This is a genomic window from Streptomyces sp. YKOK-I1 (assembly GCF_054660435.1).
This window is the reverse complement of record NZ_BAAGDR010000001.1, coordinates 3970883-3993506: the sequence shown is the minus strand read 5'-3', so window position 1 is coordinate 3993506 and position 22624 is coordinate 3970883. Positions and strand designations below refer to the sequence as shown.

At 71.0% G+C, this 22624-nt stretch carries 19 protein-coding genes and 1 pseudogene; 10 read left to right on the top strand and 10 right to left on the bottom strand.

Translation table 11 applies throughout. The annotated features are described in order from the left end of the window. Positions 1-33 precede the first annotated feature (33 nt). The gene (locus ACYQ8Q_RS17310; protein WP_460065912.1) at positions 34-633 is read left to right on the top strand and encodes an RBBP9/YdeN family alpha/beta hydrolase; all 600 of its coding nucleotides are present in this window, start codon (positions 34-36) and stop codon (positions 631-633) included. Between the two features lie 212 nt (positions 634-845). Here ACYQ8Q_RS17310 and ACYQ8Q_RS17305 read toward each other — a convergent pair whose 3' ends face one another. Next, positions 846-1892 (bottom strand): LacI family DNA-binding transcriptional regulator, encoded by a 1047-nt coding sequence (locus ACYQ8Q_RS17305; RefSeq protein WP_460065910.1) that lies wholly within the window; start codon positions 1890-1892, stop codon positions 846-848. 293 nt (positions 1893-2185) lie between these two features. On the opposite strand from ACYQ8Q_RS17305, the gene ACYQ8Q_RS17300 reads away from it, so the two are divergent. The 7 genes from ACYQ8Q_RS17300 (at position 2186) to ACYQ8Q_RS17270 (ending at position 10663) form a co-directional block, all read left to right on the top strand. After that, positions 2186-3337, top strand: a complete 1152-nt coding sequence (locus ACYQ8Q_RS17300; protein WP_460065907.1) for a Gfo/Idh/MocA family protein — start codon at positions 2186-2188, stop codon at positions 3335-3337. Further along, positions 3334-4485, top strand: a complete 1152-nt coding sequence (locus ACYQ8Q_RS17295; RefSeq protein ID WP_460065905.1) for a dihydrodipicolinate synthase family protein — start codon at positions 3334-3336, stop codon at positions 4483-4485. The genes ACYQ8Q_RS17300 and ACYQ8Q_RS17295 overlap by 4 nt, the downstream gene beginning before the upstream one ends. Beyond that, complete coding sequence (locus ACYQ8Q_RS17290; RefSeq protein ID WP_460065902.1) at positions 4482-5312, top strand: sugar phosphate isomerase/epimerase family protein; 831 nt, start codon at positions 4482-4484, stop codon at positions 5310-5312. Before ACYQ8Q_RS17295 ends, ACYQ8Q_RS17290 begins: the two co-directional genes overlap by 4 nt. Before the next feature lie 101 nt (positions 5313-5413). Next, positions 5414-5788, top strand: coding sequence for a DUF6507 family protein (locus tag ACYQ8Q_RS17285; protein WP_460065901.1), 375 nt, complete (start codon positions 5414-5416; stop codon positions 5786-5788). A gap of 203 nt (positions 5789-5991) precedes the next feature. After that, positions 5992-8274, top strand: a complete 2283-nt coding sequence (locus ACYQ8Q_RS17280) for a hypothetical protein (protein WP_460065899.1) — start codon at positions 5992-5994, stop codon at positions 8272-8274. Positions 8275-8289: 15 nt separating this feature from the next. Beyond that, positions 8290-9156, top strand: coding sequence for an immunity 49 family protein (locus ACYQ8Q_RS17275; protein ID WP_460065897.1), 867 nt, complete (start codon positions 8290-8292; stop codon positions 9154-9156). Positions 9157-9253: 97 nt separating this feature from the next. Then, the gene (locus ACYQ8Q_RS17270; RefSeq protein WP_460065896.1) at positions 9254-10663 is read left to right on the top strand and encodes a DUF6177 family protein; all 1410 of its coding nucleotides are present in this window, start codon (positions 9254-9256) and stop codon (positions 10661-10663) included. 135 nt (positions 10664-10798) lie between these two features. Here ACYQ8Q_RS17270 and ACYQ8Q_RS17265 read toward each other — a convergent pair whose 3' ends face one another. Further along, the gene (locus ACYQ8Q_RS17265; RefSeq protein WP_460065895.1) at positions 10799-11089 is read right to left on the bottom strand and encodes a hypothetical protein; all 291 of its coding nucleotides are present in this window, start codon (positions 11087-11089) and stop codon (positions 10799-10801) included. Positions 11090-11516: 427 nt separating this feature from the next. Between ACYQ8Q_RS17265 and ACYQ8Q_RS17260 the strand changes: the two genes are divergently transcribed. Next, positions 11517-11798, top strand: a complete 282-nt coding sequence (locus ACYQ8Q_RS17260; protein WP_460065894.1) for an Arc family DNA-binding protein — start codon at positions 11517-11519, stop codon at positions 11796-11798. Continuing rightward, complete coding sequence (locus ACYQ8Q_RS17255; RefSeq protein ID WP_460065893.1) at positions 11795-12187, top strand: PIN domain-containing protein; 393 nt, start codon at positions 11795-11797, stop codon at positions 12185-12187. Before ACYQ8Q_RS17260 ends, ACYQ8Q_RS17255 begins: the two co-directional genes overlap by 4 nt. Positions 12188-12366: 179 nt before the next feature. Here ACYQ8Q_RS17255 and ACYQ8Q_RS17250 read toward each other — a convergent pair whose 3' ends face one another. From ACYQ8Q_RS17250 to ACYQ8Q_RS17215, 8 genes and pseudogenes are all read right to left on the bottom strand, one after another. Then, the gene (locus ACYQ8Q_RS17250; RefSeq protein ID WP_460065892.1) at positions 12367-12903 is read right to left on the bottom strand and encodes an RICIN domain-containing protein; all 537 of its coding nucleotides are present in this window, start codon (positions 12901-12903) and stop codon (positions 12367-12369) included. A gap of 189 nt (positions 12904-13092) precedes the next feature. After that, positions 13093-14313, bottom strand: coding sequence for an esterase/lipase family protein (locus ACYQ8Q_RS17245; RefSeq protein WP_460065891.1), 1221 nt, complete (start codon positions 14311-14313; stop codon positions 13093-13095). Positions 14314-14592: 279 nt separating this feature from the next. Then, entirely contained in the window at positions 14593-14982 is a 390-nt protein-coding gene (gene rbsD / locus ACYQ8Q_RS17240) for a D-ribose pyranase (RefSeq protein ID WP_460065889.1), read from the bottom strand. Next, positions 14979-15878 carry a ribokinase gene (locus ACYQ8Q_RS17235; RefSeq protein WP_460065886.1) on the bottom strand — a complete coding sequence of 300 codons (900 nt, stop codon included), beginning with the start codon at positions 15876-15878 and terminating at the stop codon, positions 14979-14981. The genes rbsD and ACYQ8Q_RS17235 overlap by 4 nt, the downstream gene beginning before the upstream one ends. 67 nt (positions 15879-15945) lie before the next feature. Next, positions 15946-17936 (bottom strand): annotated as a pseudogene (locus ACYQ8Q_RS17230) (ABC transporter permease/substrate-binding protein). Next, positions 17926-19494 (bottom strand): sugar ABC transporter ATP-binding protein, encoded by a 1569-nt coding sequence (locus tag ACYQ8Q_RS17225; RefSeq protein ID WP_460065883.1) that lies wholly within the window; start codon positions 19492-19494, stop codon positions 17926-17928. Before ACYQ8Q_RS17225 ends, ACYQ8Q_RS17230 begins: the two are co-directional and overlap by 11 nt. Next, positions 19491-20561 carry a LacI family DNA-binding transcriptional regulator gene (locus ACYQ8Q_RS17220; protein WP_460065881.1) on the bottom strand — a complete coding sequence of 357 codons (1071 nt, stop codon included), beginning with the start codon at positions 20559-20561 and terminating at the stop codon, positions 19491-19493. The genes ACYQ8Q_RS17225 and ACYQ8Q_RS17220 overlap by 4 nt, the downstream gene beginning before the upstream one ends. 135 nt (positions 20562-20696) lie before the next feature. Further along, positions 20697-22565, bottom strand: coding sequence for a serine/threonine-protein kinase (locus ACYQ8Q_RS17215; protein ID WP_460073353.1), 1869 nt, complete (start codon positions 22563-22565; stop codon positions 20697-20699). Positions 22566-22624 lie beyond the last annotated feature (59 nt).

Here is a 22624-nt window from a genome sequence, read left to right as displayed (position 1 = left end):
GACCTGCCCGATGCGGGAGGCAATGATCAAAACATGCCCACCACACCCTCACCCGCCTTCCTCATCCTCCACGGCTGGCAGAACCATCGCCCCGAGGCCCACTGGCAGCACTGGCTGGCCGACCGCCTCACCGCGCTCGGCCACTCCGTCACGTACCCCCAGCTCCCCGACCCGGACACCCCGTCCCTGGAGACCTGGCTGACGGAACTGGAGGGCTTCCTGACCGATTTCGCCCCCACCGCCTCCGAGCGGGTCGTGATCGCCCACAGCCTCTCCGCGGTCCTCTGGCTGCACGCCGCCGCCCGCGCCCTCCCCGGCGTCACCGGCCCCGACCGCGTCCTCCTGGTGGCCCCGCCCTCCGCCGCCGTGATCCGCAGTCACCCGGAGATCGCGGAATTCACACCCCCGCCCCTGACCGGGCTCCGCCTCCCCACCCCCACCCACCTGGTGGCAGGCGACAACGACCCGTACCTCCCGGAGGGCGCCCAGGCCGCCTACGGCACCCCGCTGGGCCTCACGGCCACGATCCTCCCCGGAGCGGCCCACCTGGACCTGGACGCGGGTTACGGCCCCTGGCCACCGGTACTGGAGTGGTGCCTGACAGCGGGCGCCTTCCCGCCCCGGGCCGACTGAATCAGCCCGTCCGGCGTTTAAGGGCCGGTGGGCGCCGTCCCGATTCCCCGCCCATTGTGCGGGGGTGGCATGCGGGAGGTCCGGGTCGGCTGTTTCAGCCCGTCCGGCGTTTGAGGACGAGGCCCGTTCAGGGCCGAAGCGGGGGTCCGGGGGCGGCAGCCCCCGGAAGCACGGTCACCAGAACACCCCGCACGCAGCCGGCAGACGCCGCCCTACCCCCGCGGCACCCCGGAGGACCCCCGCACCATCAACTCCCCCCGCACCGTCGCGATCCCCCCGGGCGGCGGCTCCTCCCGCCCCATCGCGATCCGCCCCGCCCGCGCCCCCGCCTCCGCCAACGGCAACCGCACCGTCGTCAGAGAGGGCACCGCGTCGATGCTGAACGGCAGATCGTCGAACCCGGCCACCGACACGTCCTCCGGGATCCGCAGCCCGGAGTCCCGCAACGCCGCGCACGCGCCCAGCGCGACGGAGTCGTTCGCGGCGACCACGGCCGTCAGGCTCGGATCCCGCCGCAGCAGCTCCAGCGTGGCCTCGTACCCCGCCCGCCGGTCGTACCGCCCGTGCACGGTCCACCGGGGATCCTCCTCGATCCCCGCGGCCTCCAGCGCCGCCCGGTGCCCCTCGAGCCGGTGCCGGGTCGTCGTCCGCTCCTCGGGGCCCGCGATGTACCCCAGCCGCCGGTGTCCGAGCCCGATCAGGTGCTCGGTCAGTTCCCGCCCGCCGCCCCGGTTGTCGAAGGTGAGCGCGATCGCCGAGGTGTCCGGCGCCGGCGGCCGCCCGCACAGCACGATCCGCGTCCCCGACTCCCCCAGCTTGCGCAGCTTCGACGCCACCGCCGCCGCGTGCGGCTCGTTCTCCATGGCCCCGCCGGTCAGCACCACGGCCGCGGCCCGCTGCCGCTGCAACAGGGTCAGATAGGTCAGCTCCCGCTCCGGCGAGCCCCCGGTGTTGCAGACCACCGCCAGCCGCTCGCCCCCGGCCCGCCCGCCGGGTCCCCCGATCTCCCCCTGGATCGCACTGGCCATGATCCCGAAGAAGGGGTCGGCGATGTCGTTGACCAGGATCCCCACCAGGTCGGAGGTCGCCGCCGCGAGCGCGCTCGCGGGTCCGTTCAGCACATAGTCCAGCTCGTCCACAGCCCGCAGCACCCGCTCACGGGTGGATGCGGCGACGGGATAGTTCCCGTTCAGCACGCGCGACACCGTCGCGGGCGAGACCTGCGCGCGGGCCGCCACGTCCGCCAGGGTCACCGTCATCTGTTCGTCCTCCGGTCACGCATCTCGTCGTACGTCCCCATACGTCCACGTACTCATACGTCCACGTAAGACAGGCCGGCCGCGGTCGCGGTTCCGGGCGTGTCCGAGCAGACCCTAAGGCCACAACCCCCTGTTGTTCGCCCCCTCGAACAACTCGGGATGGACACGGTCTTGTCCGGACCACTGGTCAGAGGCTAGCTTCTCCTTTGATAGAAAGCGCTTGCTGTAACGCTGATCAGGAAGAGGCGTACGCGGCGCACACCACCGCGTACTACGCCTACGAAGGGACCGACGTGACACGCAAGACGGTGCGTATCGCCATGAATGGCGTGACCGGACGTATGGGCTACCGCCAGCACCTCGTCCGCTCCATCCTCGCCCTGCGCGAACAGGGCGGACTCGACCTCGGCGACGGCACCGTGCTGTGGCCGGAACCGATCCTCGTCGGCCGCCGCGAGCACGCCCTGAAGGCGCTCGCCGAGCAGCACGGCCTGGAGCACTGGGCCACGGACGTGGACGAGGTCCTCGCCGACCCGACCGTGGACATCTACTTCGACGCCCAGGTCACCTCCGCCCGCGAGGAGGCGCTCAAGAAGGCGATCGCCGCGGGCAAGCACATCTACACCGAGAAGCCGACCGCGACCGGCCTGGACGGCGCCCTGGAGCTCGCCAGGCTCGCCCACGACAAGGGCATCAAGCACGGCGTCGTCCAGGACAAGCTGTTCCTGCCCGGCCTGCTCAAGCTGAAGCGCCTGATCGACGGCGGCTTCTTCGGCCGGATCCTGTCCATCCGCGGCGAGTTCGGCTACTGGGTCTTCGAGGGCGACTGGCAGACCGCCCAGCGCCCCTCCTGGAACTACCGCGCCGAGGACGGCGGCGGCATCGTCGTGGACATGTTCCCGCACTGGGAGTACGTCCTGCACGAGCTGTTCGGCCGGGTGAAGTCCGTCCAGGCACTCACCGCCACCCACGTCCCGCAGCGCTGGGACGAGAGCGACAAGCCCTACGACGCCACGGCGGACGACGCGGCGTACGGCATCTTCGAGCTCGAGGGCGGCGCCATCGCCCAGATCAACTCCTCCTGGGCGGTCCGCGTCAACCGCGACGAACTCGTCGAGTTCCAGGTTGACGGCACCGAGGGCTCCGCCGTCGCGGGTCTGCGCAACTGCCGCGTCCAGCACCGCTCGCTCACCCCCAAGCCGGTCTGGAACCCCGACATCCCGGCCACGTACTCCTTCCGCGACCAGTGGCAGGAGGTCCCGGACAACGGCGACTTCGACAACGGCTTCAAGGCGCAGTGGGAGCTGTTCCTCAAGCACGTCTACGCCGATGCCCCCTACCACTGGGACCTGCTCGCCGGCGCCCGCGGCGTCCAGCTCGCCGAGCTGGGCCTGAAGTCCTCGGCCGAGGGCCGACGCCTCGACGTCCCGGAGATCGCGCTGTGACCATCCAGCTCCCCGCCCCCGACGGCACGCTGCGGACGTACGACCCCCGCACCGAGCCGCTCCTCCTCACCCCCGGCACGCCCTTCGCCTCCCGCACGGTCTACTCGGCGGCGCACGTCGTCGCCGACCCCTTCGCGGACACCACCCCCGATTCCCCCGCCGCCGTCGACTGGGACGCCACCCTCGCCTTCCGCCGCCACCTGTGGTCGCACGGGCTCGGTGTCGCCGAGGCGATGGACACCGCCCAGCGCGGCATGGGCCTGGACTGGGCGGGCGCGGCCGAGCTGATCCGCCGCAGCGCCGCCGAGGCGAAGGCGGTCGGCGGCCGCATCGCCTGCGGCGTGGGCACCGACCAGATCACCTCCGGTTCGCTGGCGGAGGTCCGGACGGCGTACGAGGAGCAGCTCGCCCTCGTCGAGGCCGCCGGCGCCCAGACGATCCTGATGGCCTCCCGCGCCCTGGCCGCGGCCGCCGCGGGCCCCGAGGACTACCTGGAGATCTACGGCCACCTGCTCCGCCAGGCGTCCGAGCCGGTGATCCTGCACTGGCTCGGCCCGATGTTCGACCCGGCGCTGGAGGGTTACTGGGGCTCGTCCGACCTCGACGCGGCGACGGACACCTTCCTGGAGGTCATCGCCGCGCACCCCGACAAGGTCGACGGCATCAAGGTCTCCCTGCTGGACGCGCAGCGCGAGATCGACATCCGCCGTCGCCTCCCGCAGGGCGTCCGCTGCTACACGGGCGACGACTTCAACTACCCCGAGCTGATCGCGGGCGACGAGCAGGGCTTCAGTCACGCCCTGCTCGGCATCTTCGACCCGCTGGGCCCGCTGGCGGCGGAGGCGGTCCGCGTCCTGGACACGGGCGACAGGGCGGGCTTCCGTGCCCTGCTCGACCCCACGGTCGCGCTCTCCCGCCACCTCTTCCAGACCCCCACCCGTTTCTACAAGACGGGCGTGGTGTTCCTGGCCTGGCTGGCCGGCCACCAGTCGCACTTCACGATGGTCGGCGGCCTGCAGTCGGCGCGCAGCCTCCCGCACTTCGCGCGTGCCTACGAACTCGCCGACGGCCTGGGCCTGTTCCCCGACCCGAAGCTGGCCGAGGACCGTATGAAGACCCTCCTCGCCCTGTACGGGGTGAACCAGTGAGCGATCTCGCGCGTTTCAGCATCAACCAGATGACGGTGAAGCAGCTCGCCATGCCGGAACTGGTGGACACCTGCCTGGAGCTGGGCGTCCCCGGGATCGGCCTGTGGCGCGAGCCGGTCCGGACGTACGGCCTGGAGGCGACGGCCAAACTGATCCGCGACGCGGGCCTGACGGTCACCACCCTCTGCCGCGGCGGCTTCTTCACGGCGATCGACCCGGCCGAACGCACCAAGGCCCTGGACGACAACCGCCGCGCGGTGGAGGAGGCGGCGACCCTCGGCACCGAGGTCCTGGTCCTGGTCTCCGGCGGCCTCCCGGCCGGCTCCAAGGACCTGCACGGCGCCCGCGAACGCATCGCGGACGCCCTGTCGGTCCTCGGCCCCTACGCCGAACAGCACGGCGTGAAGCTGGCCATCGAGCCCCTCCACCCGATGTACGCCTCCGACCGCTGCGTGGTCTCCACCCTCACCCAGGCCCTGGACCTCGCGGAACGCTTCCCGGCGCACCAGGTCGGCGTCACGGTCGACACGTACCACATCTGGTGGGACGACCAGGCCCCCGCCCAGATCGCCCGGGCGGGCGCCGCCGGCCGTATCCACACCTTCCAACTGGCCGACTGGACCACCCCCCTCCCCGAGGGCGTCCTCAACGGCCGCGGCCAGATCGGCGACGGCGCGATCGACATGCGCGAGTGGAAGGCGTACGTGGAGGCGGCGGGCTACACGGGCGCGATCGAGGTGGAGCTCTTCAACGACGGCCTGTGGGCGCGGGACGGCCGCGAGGTCCTGGCGGAGACGGCGGAGAGGTTCACCCAGCACGTGCTCTGACCCGCAACCATCCGAACCCACGGCTGGCCGTCTGACATCCCGTCGCTTTGCAACTGCTCATGCGATAATGCGTTCGACGGACTGCCGGTGGGGGGAGCGGTGTGACGGGCTGGGACATAGACGTCGCCGGAGTGCGCGGTGTTCTGCGGAACACCGGCACTGCGGCGACGTCACTGTCGGACACGGGCCAGGCGATGCAGGGCAACCTCGAGGAGGCGGCCTCGGCGGCGGGGACGATCACCAGCCAGTACGGCCCGTACAGCAGCACGGCAGGCCTGGTGGGCGCGGCGCTGGCGGAGTTCCTCGATCGGTGGACGCGTGATCTGGTGTACATCGCGGAGCGCGCGTCCAAGTCCGTGAACGGCGCGGCCGAGGCCACGGGCCACTACGTCGAGGGCGACCTGACGATGGCGGCCACGGCACAGCGGGAGGCGGCCACGGAGCCGAAGGTCGATCTGCCGGGGGCGGCCAAGTGAGCGACGGGGCCACCCTGATCGACCCGTCCGGCATACCGCACTTCATCGGGGACCTGTCCACCCTGGACACGGACGTGATGCTGCTGACCGCGAACGCGGCGCAGTTCCGGGCGTCGGGCGCGAACGTCCACACCACCTTCCAGAACCTCTCCGCCGTCTACCGCACCCCTGACGCGGCCGACCTGCTCTCCTCCACCCTGCCGGTGAAGACGAAGGCGGACGGTTTCGCCGACGACCTGGAGAAGGTCGCGTCGGCGCTGTCGGACTACAGCGCGGAAGTCCAGCCGCTGATCGACAGACTGGCAACCCTGAAGACGGACGCGACCGCCTTCGTCGCGTCACTGTCCGGGGACGACGACTGGCGCAAGGACCAGGACAAGGTCGACCGCAACAACGCACTCTGGCGGGATGTCAACCACACGGTCGCGGCCTTCCAGGCGGCCGAGCGGACCTGCCACAACAAGATCACCGCACTGGTCGGCGGCTCGAAGACCACCGTCGACGACGGCTCGCACGGCGAGCACATGTACGGCTACCGCGCGGAGGACCTCGACCACGCGCCGGAGACCCCGTGGGGCGCCCCGGCCGAGCGGGAGTACGAGGGCTGGGACTGGCTGACCCACCAGGCCGGCCAGGTCTGGGACGGCATCTGGACCGACGGCGTGATGGCCACGATCCACGGCGTGGGCACCCTGTTCGGCGCCGACGGCGCGGACGCGGCGGGCCGGGCCTGGAAGAGCCTGGCCCAGCTCGCCACGGCCTCGGCTCTGACCAGCGCCACCCTCGGCACCTGGTGGCTGGTCCCCGACGACCAGCTCCCCTCCTGGCTCCGGGACTCCCGGACGGCGTACAAGGAAACAGTCAAGGGCTTCGTCGCCTGGGACACCTGGAAGACGAACCCGTCCCGGGCGGCGGGCGCCGTCGGCTTCAACGTACTGACCTTGCTCGGCACCGAGGGCACGGGCGCGGCGGCATCCGGCGCGGCCAAGTCGTCGGCGGCGGCCCGCGCCTTGTCGACGGCCGGCAAGATCGGCCGGGCCATCGACCCGATGACGTACGCCGGCAAGGCGGGCACTTTCGCCTTCGGCAAGGTCGGCGAATCCTTCCAAGCCCTGAAAAGCCTCCACTCCGGCACGACGCTCGACCTCCTGGAACGGGCCGACGCCCTCCGCTCCCCCAAGATCCCCGACAACGCGATCCCCTACGTCGACGACGCCACAGGAAACGTCGTCTACCTGACCGACGAGGGTCACCTCCTCAACGCGGACGGCTCCCTCCGCGAACACGTCTCCCAGGCGACGGCCGAACCCTCGGCCGTCGAGCGGGGTGCCACACCAGTGGCGGAAGTCCGAGAGCCTGAGCTGGTCGGCGCCCACGCAGGGCGGAACTCCGTCACTGACACGGGGCGGGCGCCCGAGCATGCTGCGGAGAACGGTGCACGGGACTTCGGGCAGCACCCGGGTGCCGGCGAGAATCTCCCGGCGGGAGGAAGCGGCGCAGGGCACGGTCCAGGAGGCGGGTCTGGAACGGGCGGGGGCATTGAGTCCGGTTCGGGACCCGAACGCCCACACGGCGATGGCACCCAGGGCGAGCGGCAAGAACGCGAGCTGAGTCCTGAGGAGCGCAAGGTCATCCAGGACGAGCATGTCCGGAAGGCCAACGGGGATCCTGAATGGTTCAAGGATCACTACGACACCCTCGGACGGCGACGGCCCAACATCGGGCTGGTGGACGGAGTGGAGCTCCCGCAACTCGCGAAGGACCCTCAGGGCCACTGGGTGGCCAAGCACAACTTGCCGAGCGGCCCGTCCGAAGTCAGGTTCGGTGCGAAGCCGCTCCCGCGAAGCACCACACCGGACGAGGTCTTGCCGGCTCTGGACAGGAGGGTCGCGGACCGCCAGGCCTACCGGGAACTCATGAACGCGCAGAGGGCGTTCGACAAGACGCCCTCCACAGCGAATCAACAGGCCCTTACCGCCGCGCAGGAGGCGTATGCCAGACAGCTTGGTGACGTGCCTCCGAACAGCAAGATCCCCGAAAGACTGGGGGAGGACGCCTCCAAGCTCCACGCGATTCGGCACGAGTTCCCGGATGCCGAGCCGGTCGAGCTCCCGAAGACGGCCAACGGAGCCGACATGTTCGACGGGGCATACAGGCTCGGGGACGACAGAATCCTGATCGTCGAAGACAAGGCACCCGGAAACGACCTCGACTGGCGACAGGGGCGCGCCGACCCTGAGGACCCCGCACAACCGCGTCTCGGTGACGACGGTGGCGCAGCGGGCATGCGGGTGAAGCAGGGTACGTATATGTACCTGCGAACCATCCTGGCCGAGATGACGAAACGTGGCGACGTCGATGCCGAACTCGCCAGTGAGTTCCGTGCCGCGCTCAAAGCGGGGAAGCTTCAGTACGTCCTGGTCAAGGTCAGGGACCCGAACGGTTCCCTCTATGCTGGCGTTATAGTGGAACACTTGAGGGTCTGACGAGAAGAGAGGCACGTGGTCATCCGCATTCCTCGGCACAAGTTCCCCGTGGACAACGTGGCCAAGGCCATGGCGCCCATTGTTCAAATCACCGACGAAGCGCTTTCTGAACTCGAAACATCTGAGTTCGACCGTTTCGATGCGCTGGAAAATTCGCTGACCGTCGCCAAGTGGATGTGTGTGACCGATCCCGCGGCGGAGGAATTCTCCACGTGGGAGGCCTGGGTCACCGCGATGCAGGTCGGCTCGGGCCTTTTCATCTCGGGGGCGGCCGGGGAGGGCCCCGTACCCTGCCGCGTCGGAAGCAGGGGCGAGATCAAGCACCTCCCGGCAACCGGGCCTCAGGAGTATTTGCACGCCGGGAATTGGCTGACTGCCTACTATCTGGCAGTGATCTGCCGGGAGAACGAACGGCTGGACAAACTGGCCCGTGTGCCCGTCTCGTTTCTGCGGGCATCCGGCGCGGAGTTCGACGAGTACATCTATGCATGGGTGGAAACGCTGCAGAATGCCTGGTTTGGTCGTCCCGAAACCTGGAACACCCTGGTCACCGCGATCGACGCCACAGACCCGGCGGCTCCCCACATCGCCAGTGCCGAACTCATGCTGAAAATCCTCTACCCGCCACTGGAGATCTTCCACCGTTATCAGCGGCAGGAATCGGAACCGTTCAACACGGCTCTGGCGGAAGGGCTCACCTGGCACAGCGAATACTGGACCGACAACGAGGCGCGTTCGAAGAGTGGCGAGGGCCTTGTGGCTCTGGGGCCGCTGGCCATCGCCTGCATGGCGTTTGACGCGGATATCGCCGTCGAAGTCGAATCCGAGTATCTGCCCAAGCATCTCTTGGAGCGTACGTGGGTGGGAGAGTTCCCGACGTGACGGCGCGAGCGGCACGGCACGGCAGGCCGGGGACACCGGGCGCGCGCTGTCCTCTTCCCCGGGGGCGCATGCCCATGAACGAGAACGGGGCCTTTGCGTGACCAAGGACGTCATCGCACTCACCCCGAAGATGCCAGACCAGGCGTCATTGATGGCCGCTCTCCACGCCGGCGGCCCTGGTCTCGAACTGACGGCCACCGATGACGGCGCGGTCGTCCATCTCTGCACGGCTGCCGGGCGCCCGCTGGTTTCCGTCGAGGCCCCACTGCTCGTCCACCTGCCAGGTGAGGCAGAACGCCTCCTGGGCGCCGGGACCACCCCTCCCGAGCCGCCGTACTGGTGGACCGAGGTACGCGCCTCCACCGCGATCCCCGAGGCGGAGCCGCTGGCGGAGTCCGTGTGCGGACGCCTGACCATGCTCCTCGGCGGAACCACCTGGCCGCCTGCCGCAGCCCATACAGCCCGGGTCACCGTCCCCGACGAGTCTCCCGGCGCCAAGGACTTCCCGACCGTCGACGCGCTGACCGACTCGACCGCCGTCGTCCTCTCCGACCGCCCGCTCCTCCCGCTCACCGCGTGGCTCTCCGACACCCTCCGAGCCGCGGCACAGTCGAACCGCGCCCTCCACCTCGTCACACCTCCGCACGTCCGCCTCACCCTGCCCCTGCGCACCGCACTCGGCGGGGCACCCAACCGCTGGGTCGTACAGGATCCGCAGGGCGGTTACTACGACGGTCTGGCCGGGGTACGACTGGCCTGGCAGAGCGGCACGTTCGCGCCGATCGACGGCACGCTCGCCGACGCGTTCACCGTAGGGGCCGCGCCGACCGGGCACCGGCAGCTCACCCTCACCTTCCGCGCCGTGCACATGCCCGACGAGCGGCTCGTGCTCGGCCGCGCGCTGGAGGCGGCCTGGCGACACCTCACCGGTTCCCCGCCTGTCGGCTGGGGCACGGCCGAGCCGGCCAACCTGCCCTGGTCACCGCACCAGTTGACCGACCTCGCCCGGGACCGAACCCCCGCCCCCATCCATCTCGTCGCCGTCGGCGCTCCCGGCCGTCCGGCGGCCATCGCCACGCAACGCATCGCCCGTACGACGGCAGGCGTCGCCGAAGAGATCACCCTCACCCTCGGCTACGAGCGCCCCCAGGACATGCCGCTCGACACCGTGGAGTCCCTCGCCGCGACCCTCGTCACGGAACACGGCCTGACGACGATGCTCACCACCGTCCGCGCGGCCCGCGCCGACCTCACGCTGCCGCCGCGGGTGGAGGGCCCACCCCTCCCGGTGTCGTTCACCCTGGGGCCGCGCGACGTGCAGAAGATCGGCCTTCCGCGCGCGGGCCGCCCGCCGATCGCCGTACAACCGCGTCACCTCGGTTCACCGGCGTCCCCGGCCCTCCACTATCCCCTGGGCGACGGAACCGACCCGAAGACCTGGAGGGACCTCCAAAGCCTCGGCGCCTATCTCAAGACCGCTGCGGGGAAGGCAGGTTCCCGTCCTTGACAGCCGTTACGTAGTCACCGCTACCTGTCCGCCGCCATGATGGCAGCTCCTCCAGGAAGCCACCGGGTCGCGCCACCACGAACGCCTCTTTGCCGGTGGCCGGGTCGAAACCGACGCCACGGAACCTCCTCACGCTCATGCGGCGGCCTCGGACGGGACGTAGTCCTGGCCCAGCGTTGCGAGCACCGCCGCACGGCGCCGCCCCCGCTGGAGGCGCCTGCGGTCGAGTTCGTCCCGTTCGCGTTCCCGGACGGCGAGGTACGGCCGGACGAGGGGCAGTCCGTCGGCTGGGATGACGTCCGCGGGGTACGGCCGCGTCCGGCGGACGGGAACGCCCGGAGAGACGATCGGTGGCGCGTCGAGGGCCCGGTGTGTGCCGCGCGGTGGCAGGAAGAGGCTCAGGATCGCGGCCAGTAGGCTGCGCACAGGTCGACTCCTCTGTAGTCGGCTCAGCCCCGGCCCGGAAGCTCTCACCCTTCCCTACCTGCGTGGCGGTAGTGGTAGGTAGTGGTTGGTAGTAGTACTAAGTGATGCGTGGTGGCGGACAGCGGTATACGTTCAACGAGAACTTGACTACCTGGCGAACTGACCATGACGCACGAGTACAAAGTCGGTCCCGGTACAGTTCGCCGCGCCCTGGACATCCTTCGCGACCGGGGCTTGGTGGTGACCGTACGGGCCCGGGGGTCGTTCGTCTCCGACCCCCTGCCGCCCGCCACCGAGGCTGCCCCGTTTTCCGCCTGGGTCGCGGAGGTGGAGCTGTTCCTTCCTGGCGCACACGGCACGGAGGTTCACGACGGCCGGAGATTCAACGGGTCTCCGACCGGCCGTATACGTGACGTATACTCGCTGCATGTCCGATGTCATGATCCGCGTGCCCGCCGAAGTCCGTGATCAGCTCGCCGCCGTCGCCGAGGCGCGAGGGACCAGCCTTCGTGCCCTCATGCAGGACATAGCCGCTCAGATGCTGACTCCCGAGCAGATCAGGGAACGGGCCGACCGCACCCGTGCGCTGCTTGCCGAGCGCTTCGGACACTACGTGTCGGACGAGGAGTCCGCCGAGATGCGGCGCAAGATGCGGGAGGCCGCTGCCGCTCAGCGTGCCGCCCTGGCCGAGGCGGAGTCGTCGCGTTGAGCCAGACCGAGCACTACGTCCTCGACACCCCCACACTCCTGGCGCTGGGAGGGGACAAGCAGGTCTCCGGCCTGATCCACGCGGCCGCCGCCAGCGGTGACATGCGCCTGTGGGTGCCGGTCCTGTGCCTCCTGGAGGCTGAGCGCCGCCGTGCCGGGATGGTCGACCACGTGGGCGTGCTGGTGGACGTACTCCACCTCGTCGAAGACGACTACGCCATGGCGGTGACCATCGCCGAACTGGGCCGCGAGGGCGTCGACTTCGGCGTCTCGGCGGCCGTCCACACCGCGCGCCCGAACCAGACACTCCCGACAGGCGGCCTGATCGCCACGGTCACGCCGGAACCGTACGAAGGGCTTGGCGTCGGGATCATGGACCTGAACCGCTGACCCGGTCCCCCGAATCCTTCGCGACCGGGACTCGGTGGTGACCGTACGGGCCCGGGGGTCGTTCGTGGCCGATCCTCTGCCGCCCGCCCCCGAAGCCGCCGTACCCCCGGCATGAGCGAGGGGCCGGAGGGAGATAGCCGGAATCGTCGGAACGCCGGCCCCCTCCGGCCCCGGAGGGGCTAGCCCAGCTTCCAGTGCTGGTACAGGCCCCCGTTGCACCCGAGCATGTACGCGTCGCCGCTGCCGTTGGCGTCCACGCAGTTGGCGAGCGGCAGGTCCCTGAGCTGGACGTCGTTCCAGCCCGAGCCCTGCGCCTGGAACAGCTGGGAGGCGTCGCCGCCGTTGCAGGGGACCGTGGCAAGGCCCAGCTGCTGGGTCAGGCATGTGTTGGTCGCCGTGTGACGGATCATGACGACGTCGTAGCTGGCGTGGTAGACGATCTCCACCTGCCACTGCTGCCACTGGTTCCCCGACTGGCAACCGTTCGTGTAGACATCTCCCTTGCCGCTCTCGTTCGCGGGGCCGCCGTCGAGGCAGCGCCCGGTCGCCAGGCTGCTCAGGTGGGCCGGCCCGAGGGTGGGGACCGCCGCCGACGCGGTGCCCGTGCCGAAGAACGAGAACATCAGGCTGAGGCCGACGGCGAAGGCCGTCATCCAGCCCCGGCGCGCGAAACGCCTCGGCCCCGGATCCCTGTCTAACGCCACTGTGTTCAACATGCTTGTCTCTCCGCTTTGTTCGTGCCCTGCAGGCTCTGTGGCGGTCTTGTGTCCGAGCCGCCAGAGCCGGAGTCAAGCACTCGCGGATTGCCCGATCGTTGTCCACCGGCCGGGGCACGGCCGGGGCACGGCTGGGGCAGGCGGCGCTCCCTGCCCCAGCCGCACCGTCAGACCGCGGCTAGAACACGGCTAGAACCGGTCCATCAGCCAGGTGCACAACTCCTCCGTCGGGAGCGTGTGCGGGGTCGTCGCCGACGAGCAGCGGAACTCGTCCACGCCGCTCTGGGACGGGTCCAGGCCGTCGACCCGCGCGTACAGGTCTCCCTGTCGCGCGAAGTCCGAGATGTCGACCGCGCTGACCGACGGGACGAAGCACACGTGCGGTTGCCGCAGGTCCGCCTCGCCGCCCGCCTCGATCATCGAGTGGGCGAGGATCTCGTACGTCGCGAGCGTCCCGCCCGGTGCGCCGTCCAGCTCGGGGAAGTCGCTGGTCGTGATCGTCCGCTCGGTCGGCGGGAACTTCCGGTTCAGGTAGGCGACCGTCACGTCGTCACCCTGCGCCTGGGCGTAGAAGGTGGTGCCGGGGTAGCGGACGTCGAGCCGCAGCGTGACCTCGCCGGGTTCGATGTCGGGCAGCCCGATGCCGTCGCCGCGGCCGTTGGCGACGGCCAGCTTGCGCGGGATCCGCGGCCACTGGCCGACGCGGTCCAACTCGTTGAGCAGGGCCATGCGTTCGGGGGCCACCCCGATCTTCTGGGTCTTCTTGTCGTAGTGCTGCCACAGCATCTGGCGGGCCGCCGCGCTGTTCATCTGCTGCTCGAACGGGTGCGGCTTGAGGTCCAGGCCGTACGGGAGCAGGTACGCGAACGCCTGGACGCCCACGGGGATGGTCGCGCCGCGGTGCGGGGTGTCGAACGAGAAGTACACGCCCGTCTGGTGCTCGTCCTCGTGGAAGTCGGTCTCCATCCGGGCGAGGGTGTAGCGGGTGATCAGCCCGCCCATGCTGAAGCCGCCGACGATCAGCCGCTGGGAGCCCTCGCGGAGCTCGATGGCCTTGCGGATGGCGGCCTCGGCCGCCTTCGAGTTCTCCAGGATGGACGCGGTGCGGTTGTCGAAGCCGAGCAGGATCACGTCCCGGCCGCTTCGGCGGAGTTCGGTGAGGAAGGGATAGTCCTCGCCGTCCAGGAACTGGTAGAGCTTGGTGAGGTCGCTCTTGCCGTGGTTGAAGCCGTCGGCGATGATCACCGGCCGGGTGAGGCGGCGGTCGTCACCGGCGTGGAAGACCCAGGCGAAACCCTTCTCGATGTCGTCCCACACCTCGTGATCGGGGACGTCGATCGGTTGGGTGGGTGCGTCGAGCGGGTCGCCGATCCTGATCGGGCCGATCTGGGGCTCGGTCTTCTCGGACATGGTCGTACTCCTCGTGGGAGGGGGAGGGGGACGACAACATCATGTGACATATTTCGGGCATATCGCCTGTCGGGAAATTTCTGGAAGCCCCTGCATCACCTGTACAACCCTTCCCGGCCCTCGCGTGTCGTACGTGGCGTCGGGACTTCTGGAGGGGGATCCGGGGGGATCGCGGGGGTTTCGACAGCAGTGGGGGGCAAGCCGAGGGGCCCGGTCGACAGACCGGGCCCCTCGAAGTTTCCCGCGGTGCTTCCGCGGTGTTCCCGCAGGTGGGCGGTGCTAGAAGAACACCCCGCAGCGCAGCAGCACATTCGCGTACGGCCGTGCCTCGCCCGTACGCACCACCAGCCGCGCGCCCGCCGACAGCACCTTCAGCTCCTCGTGGGAGACGTACGCCAGTCGGGTGAACTGCCGTTCCAGCAGCCCCGCCGCGGCCGGATTGGCCTCGCGGACCTCGGTGGCCGCTGTCGCGCCCTCCACGACCAGCTCCGCCAGCAGGCCCTCCACGACCTCCGCGAAGGACGGCACCCCCGCCCGGAAGGCGAGGTCGACCACCCGGGGCCCGTCCGGGATCGGCATACCGGCGTCGCACACCAGCACCCCGTCCCCGTGGCCCAACTCGGCGAGCGCTCCGCAGAGATGACGGTTGAGGATGCCCGCCCTCTTCACAGGGCCTCGACCTCCTCGGCGGTCGGGAAGGACACCTGGGCGCCCGCCTTGGTGACCGCGGCCGCCCCGACCCGGGCGGCGTACGCGGCGGCGACGGCGAGCGGTTCGCCGAGACCCAGCCGCCAGGCCAGCGCCGCGGTGAACGCGTCGCCCGCCCCGGTGGTGTCCACGGCCGCGACCCGCACCGCCGGAATCCGGGTGGTCCCGTCCGCGTCCGCCACCAGCGCGCCCCGCGCGCCCAGCGTGACGACCACCGAGCGCGGGCCGAGGGCGAGCAGATCCCGCGCCCAGTCCTCGGGCTCGGGGCCCGTGCGGTCCCCGAGCAGTACCCGCGCCTCGTGCTCGTTCACGATCAGCGGGTCGCAGGCGGCGAGCACCACGGCGGGCAACGGACGGGGAGGGGAAGGGTTCAGGACGAAGCGGCTGTCGGGTGCCAGGCTCGCTGCGACCGCCACGACGGTCTCCAGCGGGATCTCCAGCTGCGCCGAGACCACCCGGGCGGCCCGGAACAGGTCCCCGGCCGCCCGGACGTCGGCCGGGGTGAGCCGGCTGTTGGCACCCGGTGAGACCACGATGCTGTTGTCCCCGGACGGGTCCACCGTGATCAGCGCGACCCCGGTGGGAGCCCCGCCGGTGAGGATGCCGGCGGTGTCGACGCCGGCCGCTCGCAGGGAGTCGCCGAGCAGCCGACCGTGCGCGTCGTCGCCGACCCGGGCCAGCAGCGCCGTACGGGCACCCAGGCGGGCGGCCGCGACGGCCTGGTTGGCGCCCTTGCCACCCGGGTGGGTGGCCAGGTCGGAGCCGAGGACCGTCTCGCCGGCCGCCGGGCGGCGGTCGACGCCGATCACCAGGTCGGCGTTGGCCGACCCTACGACCAGCAGGTCGTAGCCGTGCATCGTTGTGTTTCCTTACGTCGGTTCGGCGTCCCCGGGCGGGACGACGTCAACTGGTGCGCGGACGACGTCAGGAGGCGAACTCGGCGACGTTGGCCGTGGTGACCACCTTGACAGGCACCTTGACCGTCGTGTCGACCTTCTTGCCCTTGGCGGCCTTCACGGCGTTCTCGACGGCCAACTGGCCCAGCAGCTTGGGCTGCTGCGCGACCGAGGCGAACAGCGTGCCCGCCTTGACCGCCGTCAGGCCGTCGGGCGTGCCGTCGAAGCCGACGACCTTGACCGTCTTGCCGGCCTTGCTGCCCAGGGCCTTGATCGCGCCGAGCGCCATCTCGTCGTTCTGCGCGAAGACACCGGTGATGTCCGGGTGGGCCTGGAGCAGGTTGGTGGTGACGTCGAGGCCCTTGGTGCGGTCGAAGTCGGCCGGCTGCGAGGCGACGACCTTGATGTCCGGGTAGGCCTTCAGCCCCTCGGTGAAGCCCTGGCCGCGCTCGTTGGCGGCCGAGGTGCCGGCGGTGCCCTGCAGGACCAGGATGGTGCCCTTGCCGCCGAGGGCCTCGGCGATCGTCTTGGCGGCGAGCTTGCCGCCCGCGACGTTGTCCGAGGCGACGGTGGCGGCGACCGTGGCCTTGTTGACCGTACGGTCCGCGGCGACGACCGGGATGTTCGCGTTGTTGGCGGCCTTGACGGACGGGCCGGCGGCGTCGGAGTCCACCGGGTTGATGATGATCGACTTCACGCTCTGGCTGGTGAAGTTGTCGATCTGGTTGGCCTGCTGGGAGGCGTCGTTCTGCGCGTCGGTGACGGTGAGGGAGACGCCCTCCTTCTTCGCCTCGGCCTGGGCGCCCTCCTTCAGCTGCACGAAGAAGGGGTTGTTGAGGGTGGAGAGCGACAGACCCACCTTCAGGTCGGAGGAGCCGGACGACCCGGAGTCGCACGCGGTGGCGGTGAGGGCGAGCGAGGCTATGACGGCCGTGGCGACGGAGATCTGCTTGATGCGCATGACGGTTCCTTGCGGGTGAGGGCGAGCGTACGGGTGCGGGGGGACCGTGGGGACTGAGGGCGGAGACACGGCGCGGCGTACGGCTACGAACGCCGGCGGAGCGTGTCCAGCAGGACGGCGAGCGCGATCACGACGCCGATGACGACCTGCTGCCAGAAGGCGGAGACCGACAGCAGGTTGAGGCCGTTGCGGAGCACCGCGAGGATCAGCGCGCCGATGAGGGTGCCCGACGCCTTGCCGACCCCGCCGGAGAGGCTGGCGCCGCCGATCACGACCGCGGCGATGGCGTCGAGTTCGTAGCCGTACGCCGCCTGCGGCTGGGCGGAGGCCAGCCGGGAGGCGAGGACGATGCCCGCGACGGCGGCGAAGGCGCCGGCCAGGGCGTAGATGACCAGCTTCTGGCGCTTGACGCGGATGCCGGAGAGCCGGGCGGCCTCCTCGTTGCCGCCGATCGCGTACATGGCGCGGCCGATGTACGTGCGGTTCAGGACCACGGCGGTGATCAGGCCCATCAGGATCATCACCAGGACCGGCACCGGCAGCCAGCCGCCGATGGTGGTGCCCAGGTTGGACACGGAGTCGGGGAACGCGATCGGGCTGCCCTGCGAGATGACCAGGGCGAGGCCGCGGCCCACCGACAGCATGGCCAGGGTCGCGATGAAGGGCGGCAGCTTGCCGAAGGAGATGAGCGCGCCGCTGATCAGACCGCTGCCGACGCCGGTGGCGAGAGCCAGCAGGACCGCGATCCACACCGGGACGCCCTGGTCGGTGGCGGCCCAGGCCAGCACGGTGGCGGAGAGCGCGGCGACCGAGCCGACCGACAGGTCGATGCCGGCGGAGACGATCACGAACGTGACACCGAAGGCCAGGATCGCGGTGACGGCCGCCTGGACGCCGACGTTGAGGAGGTTCTGGGTGGCCAGGAAGTCGCCGGACAGGAACGACATCGCCACGGCCAGGACGACCAGGGCGGTGAGGGCGCCGTTGTCGAGGAGCATCCGGCGCAGTGCGAGGGCACCACCCGTGTGCGTACTGCTCTTGAGCGTGTCAGTGGCCACGGGAGACCTCCACATCCTTTGCTGCTGTGTTCGTTGCCGTTGTGTCTGTTGCCGTTGCGTCCGTTGCCGGGGGTGCGCTGACGGCCAGCGCCATGACGGCGTCCTGGGTCGCTTCCCGGGCGGAGAGTTCGCCCGCGATCCGGCCCTGGGACATCACCAGGACGCGGTCGCTCATGCCCAGCACCTCGGGGAGGTCGCTGGAGATCATCAGAACCGCGTGTCCGGAGGCGGTCAGTTCGTTGATCAGCTGGTAGATCTCGACCTTGGCGCCCACGTCGATACCGCGGGTCGGCTCGTCGAGGATCAGCACCTTGGTGTCGGCCAGCAGCCACTTGCCGATGACGACCTTCTGCTGGTTGCCGCCGGACAACGTCCGCACGTGCTGGTGCAGTCCGGCCATCCGGACCTTGAGCTGCCCGGAGATCCGGTCGGCGGCCCGCCGCTGCCCGGCCCGGTCCACGAAGCCCGCGCGGGTGGAGCGGCCCAGGGTGACCAGGCCGAGGTTCTCCTGCACGGTGGCGTCCAGGACCAGGCCCTGGCCCTTGCGGTCCTCGGGCACCAGCCCGATCCCGGCGTCCATGGCCGCGTTGACGTCCAGTCGCCGGAGCGGCTGCCCCTGCACCTCGACGGTGCCGGAGTCGTAGGGATCGGCGCCGAAGACGGCCCGGACGACCTCGGTGCGGCCGGCGCCGACCAGCCCCGCCAGTCCGACGACCTCGCCGGCCCGGACCTCGAAGTCGACGTCGCGGAAGACACCGGCCCGGGTGAGACCGCTGACCTTGAGCAGCGGCGCCCCGGCCTCGGCACGCTCGCGCGGGTACTGCTGCTCGATGCTCCGGCCGACCATGAGCCGGACGAGTGCGTCCTCGGGGGTGTTCGCCGGGACCTGGTCGACGCTGCGGCCGTCGCGCAGGACGGTGACGCGGTCGCCGAGGGCGGCGATCTCCTCCAGGTGGTGGGTGATGAAGACGATGCCGACACCGTCGTCCCGCAGCCTGCGGACGATCCGGAAGAGCTTCTCGACCTCTTCGGTGGTCAGGACCGCGGTCGGCTCGTCCATGATCAGGACGCGGGCGTCGAGGCTCAGCGCCTTGGCGATCTCGACCATCTGGAGCCGGGCGATGCCCAGGTCGCGCACCCGGGCGCCCGGTTCGACGTCGACACCGACGCGGGCGAGGAGTTCGGCCGCGTCCGCGTCCATCCGCTTCCGGTCGAGGAGGCCGAAGCGGCGCGGCTGGCGGCCCAGGAAGATGTTCTCGGCGACGGTGAGGTCGGGGACGAGGTTGAACTCCTGGTAGATGGTGGCGATGCCGAGCCGTTCGGCGTCCTGCGCGCCCTGGATGCGGGTCTCGGCGCCGTCCACCAGGATGCGGCCCGCGTCGGGGCGGTAGGCGCCGGAGAGCATCTTGATGAGGGTGCTCTTGCCGGCTCCGTTCTCGCCGAGCAGCACGTGCACCTCGCCGCGGCGCAGATCGAAGTCCACGCTGTCGAGCGCGACGACGCCGGGGAAGGTCTTGCGTATCCCTTCGATACGCAGCAGTTCGTCCGGGTGGCTCACGTGGTGCTCCTCAGGTCCTTCGGGGAAGAGGCGGCAGCGGAAGAGGCGGCAGCGGAAGAGGCGCCAGCGGAATCGGCGGCCTCGCCGCACGAGCGGCGCACGACGAGACGCGCGGGGAGGGTGACGGACCGCGAGGGCCGCCCCTCGATGCGGTCGACCAGGGCGCGTACGGCGGCCCGGCCCAGTTCCCCCGTCGGCTGGGCGATCGCCGTGATGGGCGGATCCGTGTGCACGAACCACCGGATGTCGTCGAACGCGGCCAGCGCGAGGTCGTCCGGGACGCGCAGCCCGCGCGCGCGGACGGCGTCCAGCGCGCCGAGGGCCATCAGGTTGTCCGTGGCGAACACGACCTCGGGCGGCTCGGGCAGGTCGAGGAAGCCGTCGGTGACCCGGCGTCCGCTCTCGGCCTGGAAGTCGCCCTGCCCTATGTAGGCGTCCGGGAGCGGGAGCCCGTACTCGGCCATCGCGGCCCGGAAGGCCTCGACGCGCTCGCTGCCGGTGGTGGTGGCGGCCGGGCCCGCGATGATGGCGAGCCTGCGGTGCCCCAGCCCGTGCAGATGCGCGACGAGGTCCCGTACCGCCGCCCGTCCGTCGGCCCGGACGACGGGCACGTCGACACCCGGGATCCACCGGTCGACGAACACCATCGGGGTGCCCGCGCGCGCGGCGTCGAGCATCAGCGGCGAGCCGCCGTCGGTGGGGGAGACGAGCAGACCGTCGATCCGGCGGTCCAGCAGGGTCCGTACGTGGTGGTCCTGGAGGTCGGGCCGTTCGTCGGCGTTGCCGATGATCACGCTGTAGCCGAGCGCGCGGGCCTCCTCCTCCACGGAGCGGGCCAGCTCGGTGAAGTACGGGTTCATCACATCGCTGATGACCAGGCCGAGGGTGCGGGTCTGGTCGGTGCGCAGCGACCGGGCGACGGCGTTCGGGCGGTAGCCCAGGGCCTCGACGGCGGCCAGCACGCGCGTGCGTGCGTCCTCGCTGACCGACGGATGGTCGTTCAGGACGCGCGACACCGTGGCGACGGAGACCCCCGCCTCGGCAGCGACGTCCTTGATGCTCGCCATCGCCGCTCCACCTCCTCGTGGAATCGATTACATCGATGTGTACGGAGGATTGGAATCGATTACACGGCAGGATGCAAGCCCCTGAGACCGGATCGTGATCCCAGGGGGGGCGAGGTGAGGGAAGCTACCCGGGTGTCAGGGGCCGGTGCAGCGGCCGGTGACACCGCCCGCGCCGTCGGGCTGGCACTTCAAGGGGCTGTCCGCCGCGTCATGGCTCAGATAGCGGCCCATGCAGGAATCGGCCGTGGTGCGGCCCACGCTCGCGCAGTAGTCGACCGCCGCGACGCCGCTGCCGAAGGACCGCGGGACGTAGATCACCCAGTACGCCCCGCCCAGGGACTCGAAGTCGCCGCTGAGCAGCACCTCCGCCGCGGGCACCTGGGCGCGTACGGCCGCCAGCTTCTGGTCCCGCTTGGCCGTGCCCGCGTCGACCGGGCTCTTGGCGAGCAGCGCGAGCCAGCTGTTCGCGTAGGCCTCCGCGCCGTCCGTGGCGTCCGTGGCGTCCGAGCCGCCCGTGCCGGTGGTCGTCGTCGCCTCGGCTTCGGAGGGCGTCTCCTGCGCTGCCGTACCCGAGCCGGGGGACGCCCCGGTGCCGGCCGCCGCCGCTGCCGCTGCGGCGCTTCGGTCTGCGGAGGCCGAGCCGCCGGATGCCTCGGCGGAGCCCTTGGCGGTGGGGCTCTTCCCCGGACGTCCGCTCGCCGTCGCCGACCCGGAGACGGTCGCGGTGACCGTCGCGGCGGGGCCGCCGGTGCGGTCCGCCCCCGAGGCGTCGGCCTGCGTGGCCGGCGTCAGGAACCGGTACGACGCCGCGGCGATCACCGCCAGGACGACCACCGCGGCCGCCACCATCAGCGGGGCGGGCCACAGGGCACGGCGAGCGGGCCGGGTCGGCGTCCGGTGGGTGACCGGTGGTTCTCCGGCCATCAGGGCGCCGTACGCCTGCTGCCCGGCCGAGCCCTCCGCCCGAGGGGAAGCCGAAGCCGAGGCGTCCACCGCAGGGTGATCCGGGCCGACAGCCAGCGGTTTCGTGGCCGCCGCGGTCGGGGGGACACCGGCGGCCACTGTCCCCTCGGCTGTGGGAGCGTCCGTGAGGGAGACACCGGCCCCCGCCGTGCGGAGGCCGTCCGCCCCGGCCGACCGGTTGCCCGCGGCGACCGCCGCGGGCAGGTCGTGCGCCCCGGTCGCGTCGTCGGCCACGGCGGCGAGCATCGCGTCCAGGCGTGCCGCGTCCGGCCGGGCCTGCGGATCCGCTGCGAGCAACCCGGAGAGGACCGGGGCCAGGGGGCCCGCCTGCACCGGCGGCGGCACCGGATCGCCGAGCACCGCGGCGAGGGTGGCGAGACCGGTGCCGCGCCGCATCGGGCTGCGCCCCTCCACCGCCACGTACAGGGTGATGCCGAGCGACCAGAGGTCGGACGCCGGGGCGTCGTCGGCCCCGCGGACGCGCTCCGGCGCCATGTACTCGGGCGAGCCGACCATCAGCCCCGTGTCGGTCAGCGGGCTCACCCCGGGGAGGTCGGCGATGCCGAAGTCGGTGAGCACCGCGCTCGTGGAACCGTCCGGGCCCTCGCTCAGCAGGATGTTCGCCGGTTTGACGTCCCGGTGGTGGATGCCGGCGGCGTGGGCGGCCCGCAGCGCGGCCAGCACGTCCCGGCCGATCCGCGCGGCCTCCCGGGGCGCGAGCGGGCCGTGCTCCAGCCGGGTCTGGAGGGAGATCCCCGGCACGAACTCCATCACGAGCCAGGGGTACGGGTCGGCGTCGACGATGTGATGGATGGCCACCACATGGGGGTGCCGGAGCCGGGCCAGCGCACGGGCCTCGCGGAGCACCCGCTCGTGCTGCACGCGCACGGAATCGTCGGCCGAGCCGGCGGCTCCCGGATCATGGGGGCGGACCTCCTTGAGGGCGACGTCGCGGTGCAGGACGACGTCCCGTGCCCGCCACACCGTGCCCATGCCCCCGGAGCCGAGCCGCTCCAGCAGCTCGAACCGCCCGTCGATCATCCGTCCTGAGCCGTTCAACGGTCCTGTCCCTCGCTCGTCAACCGGTCGCCGCCCTGGGC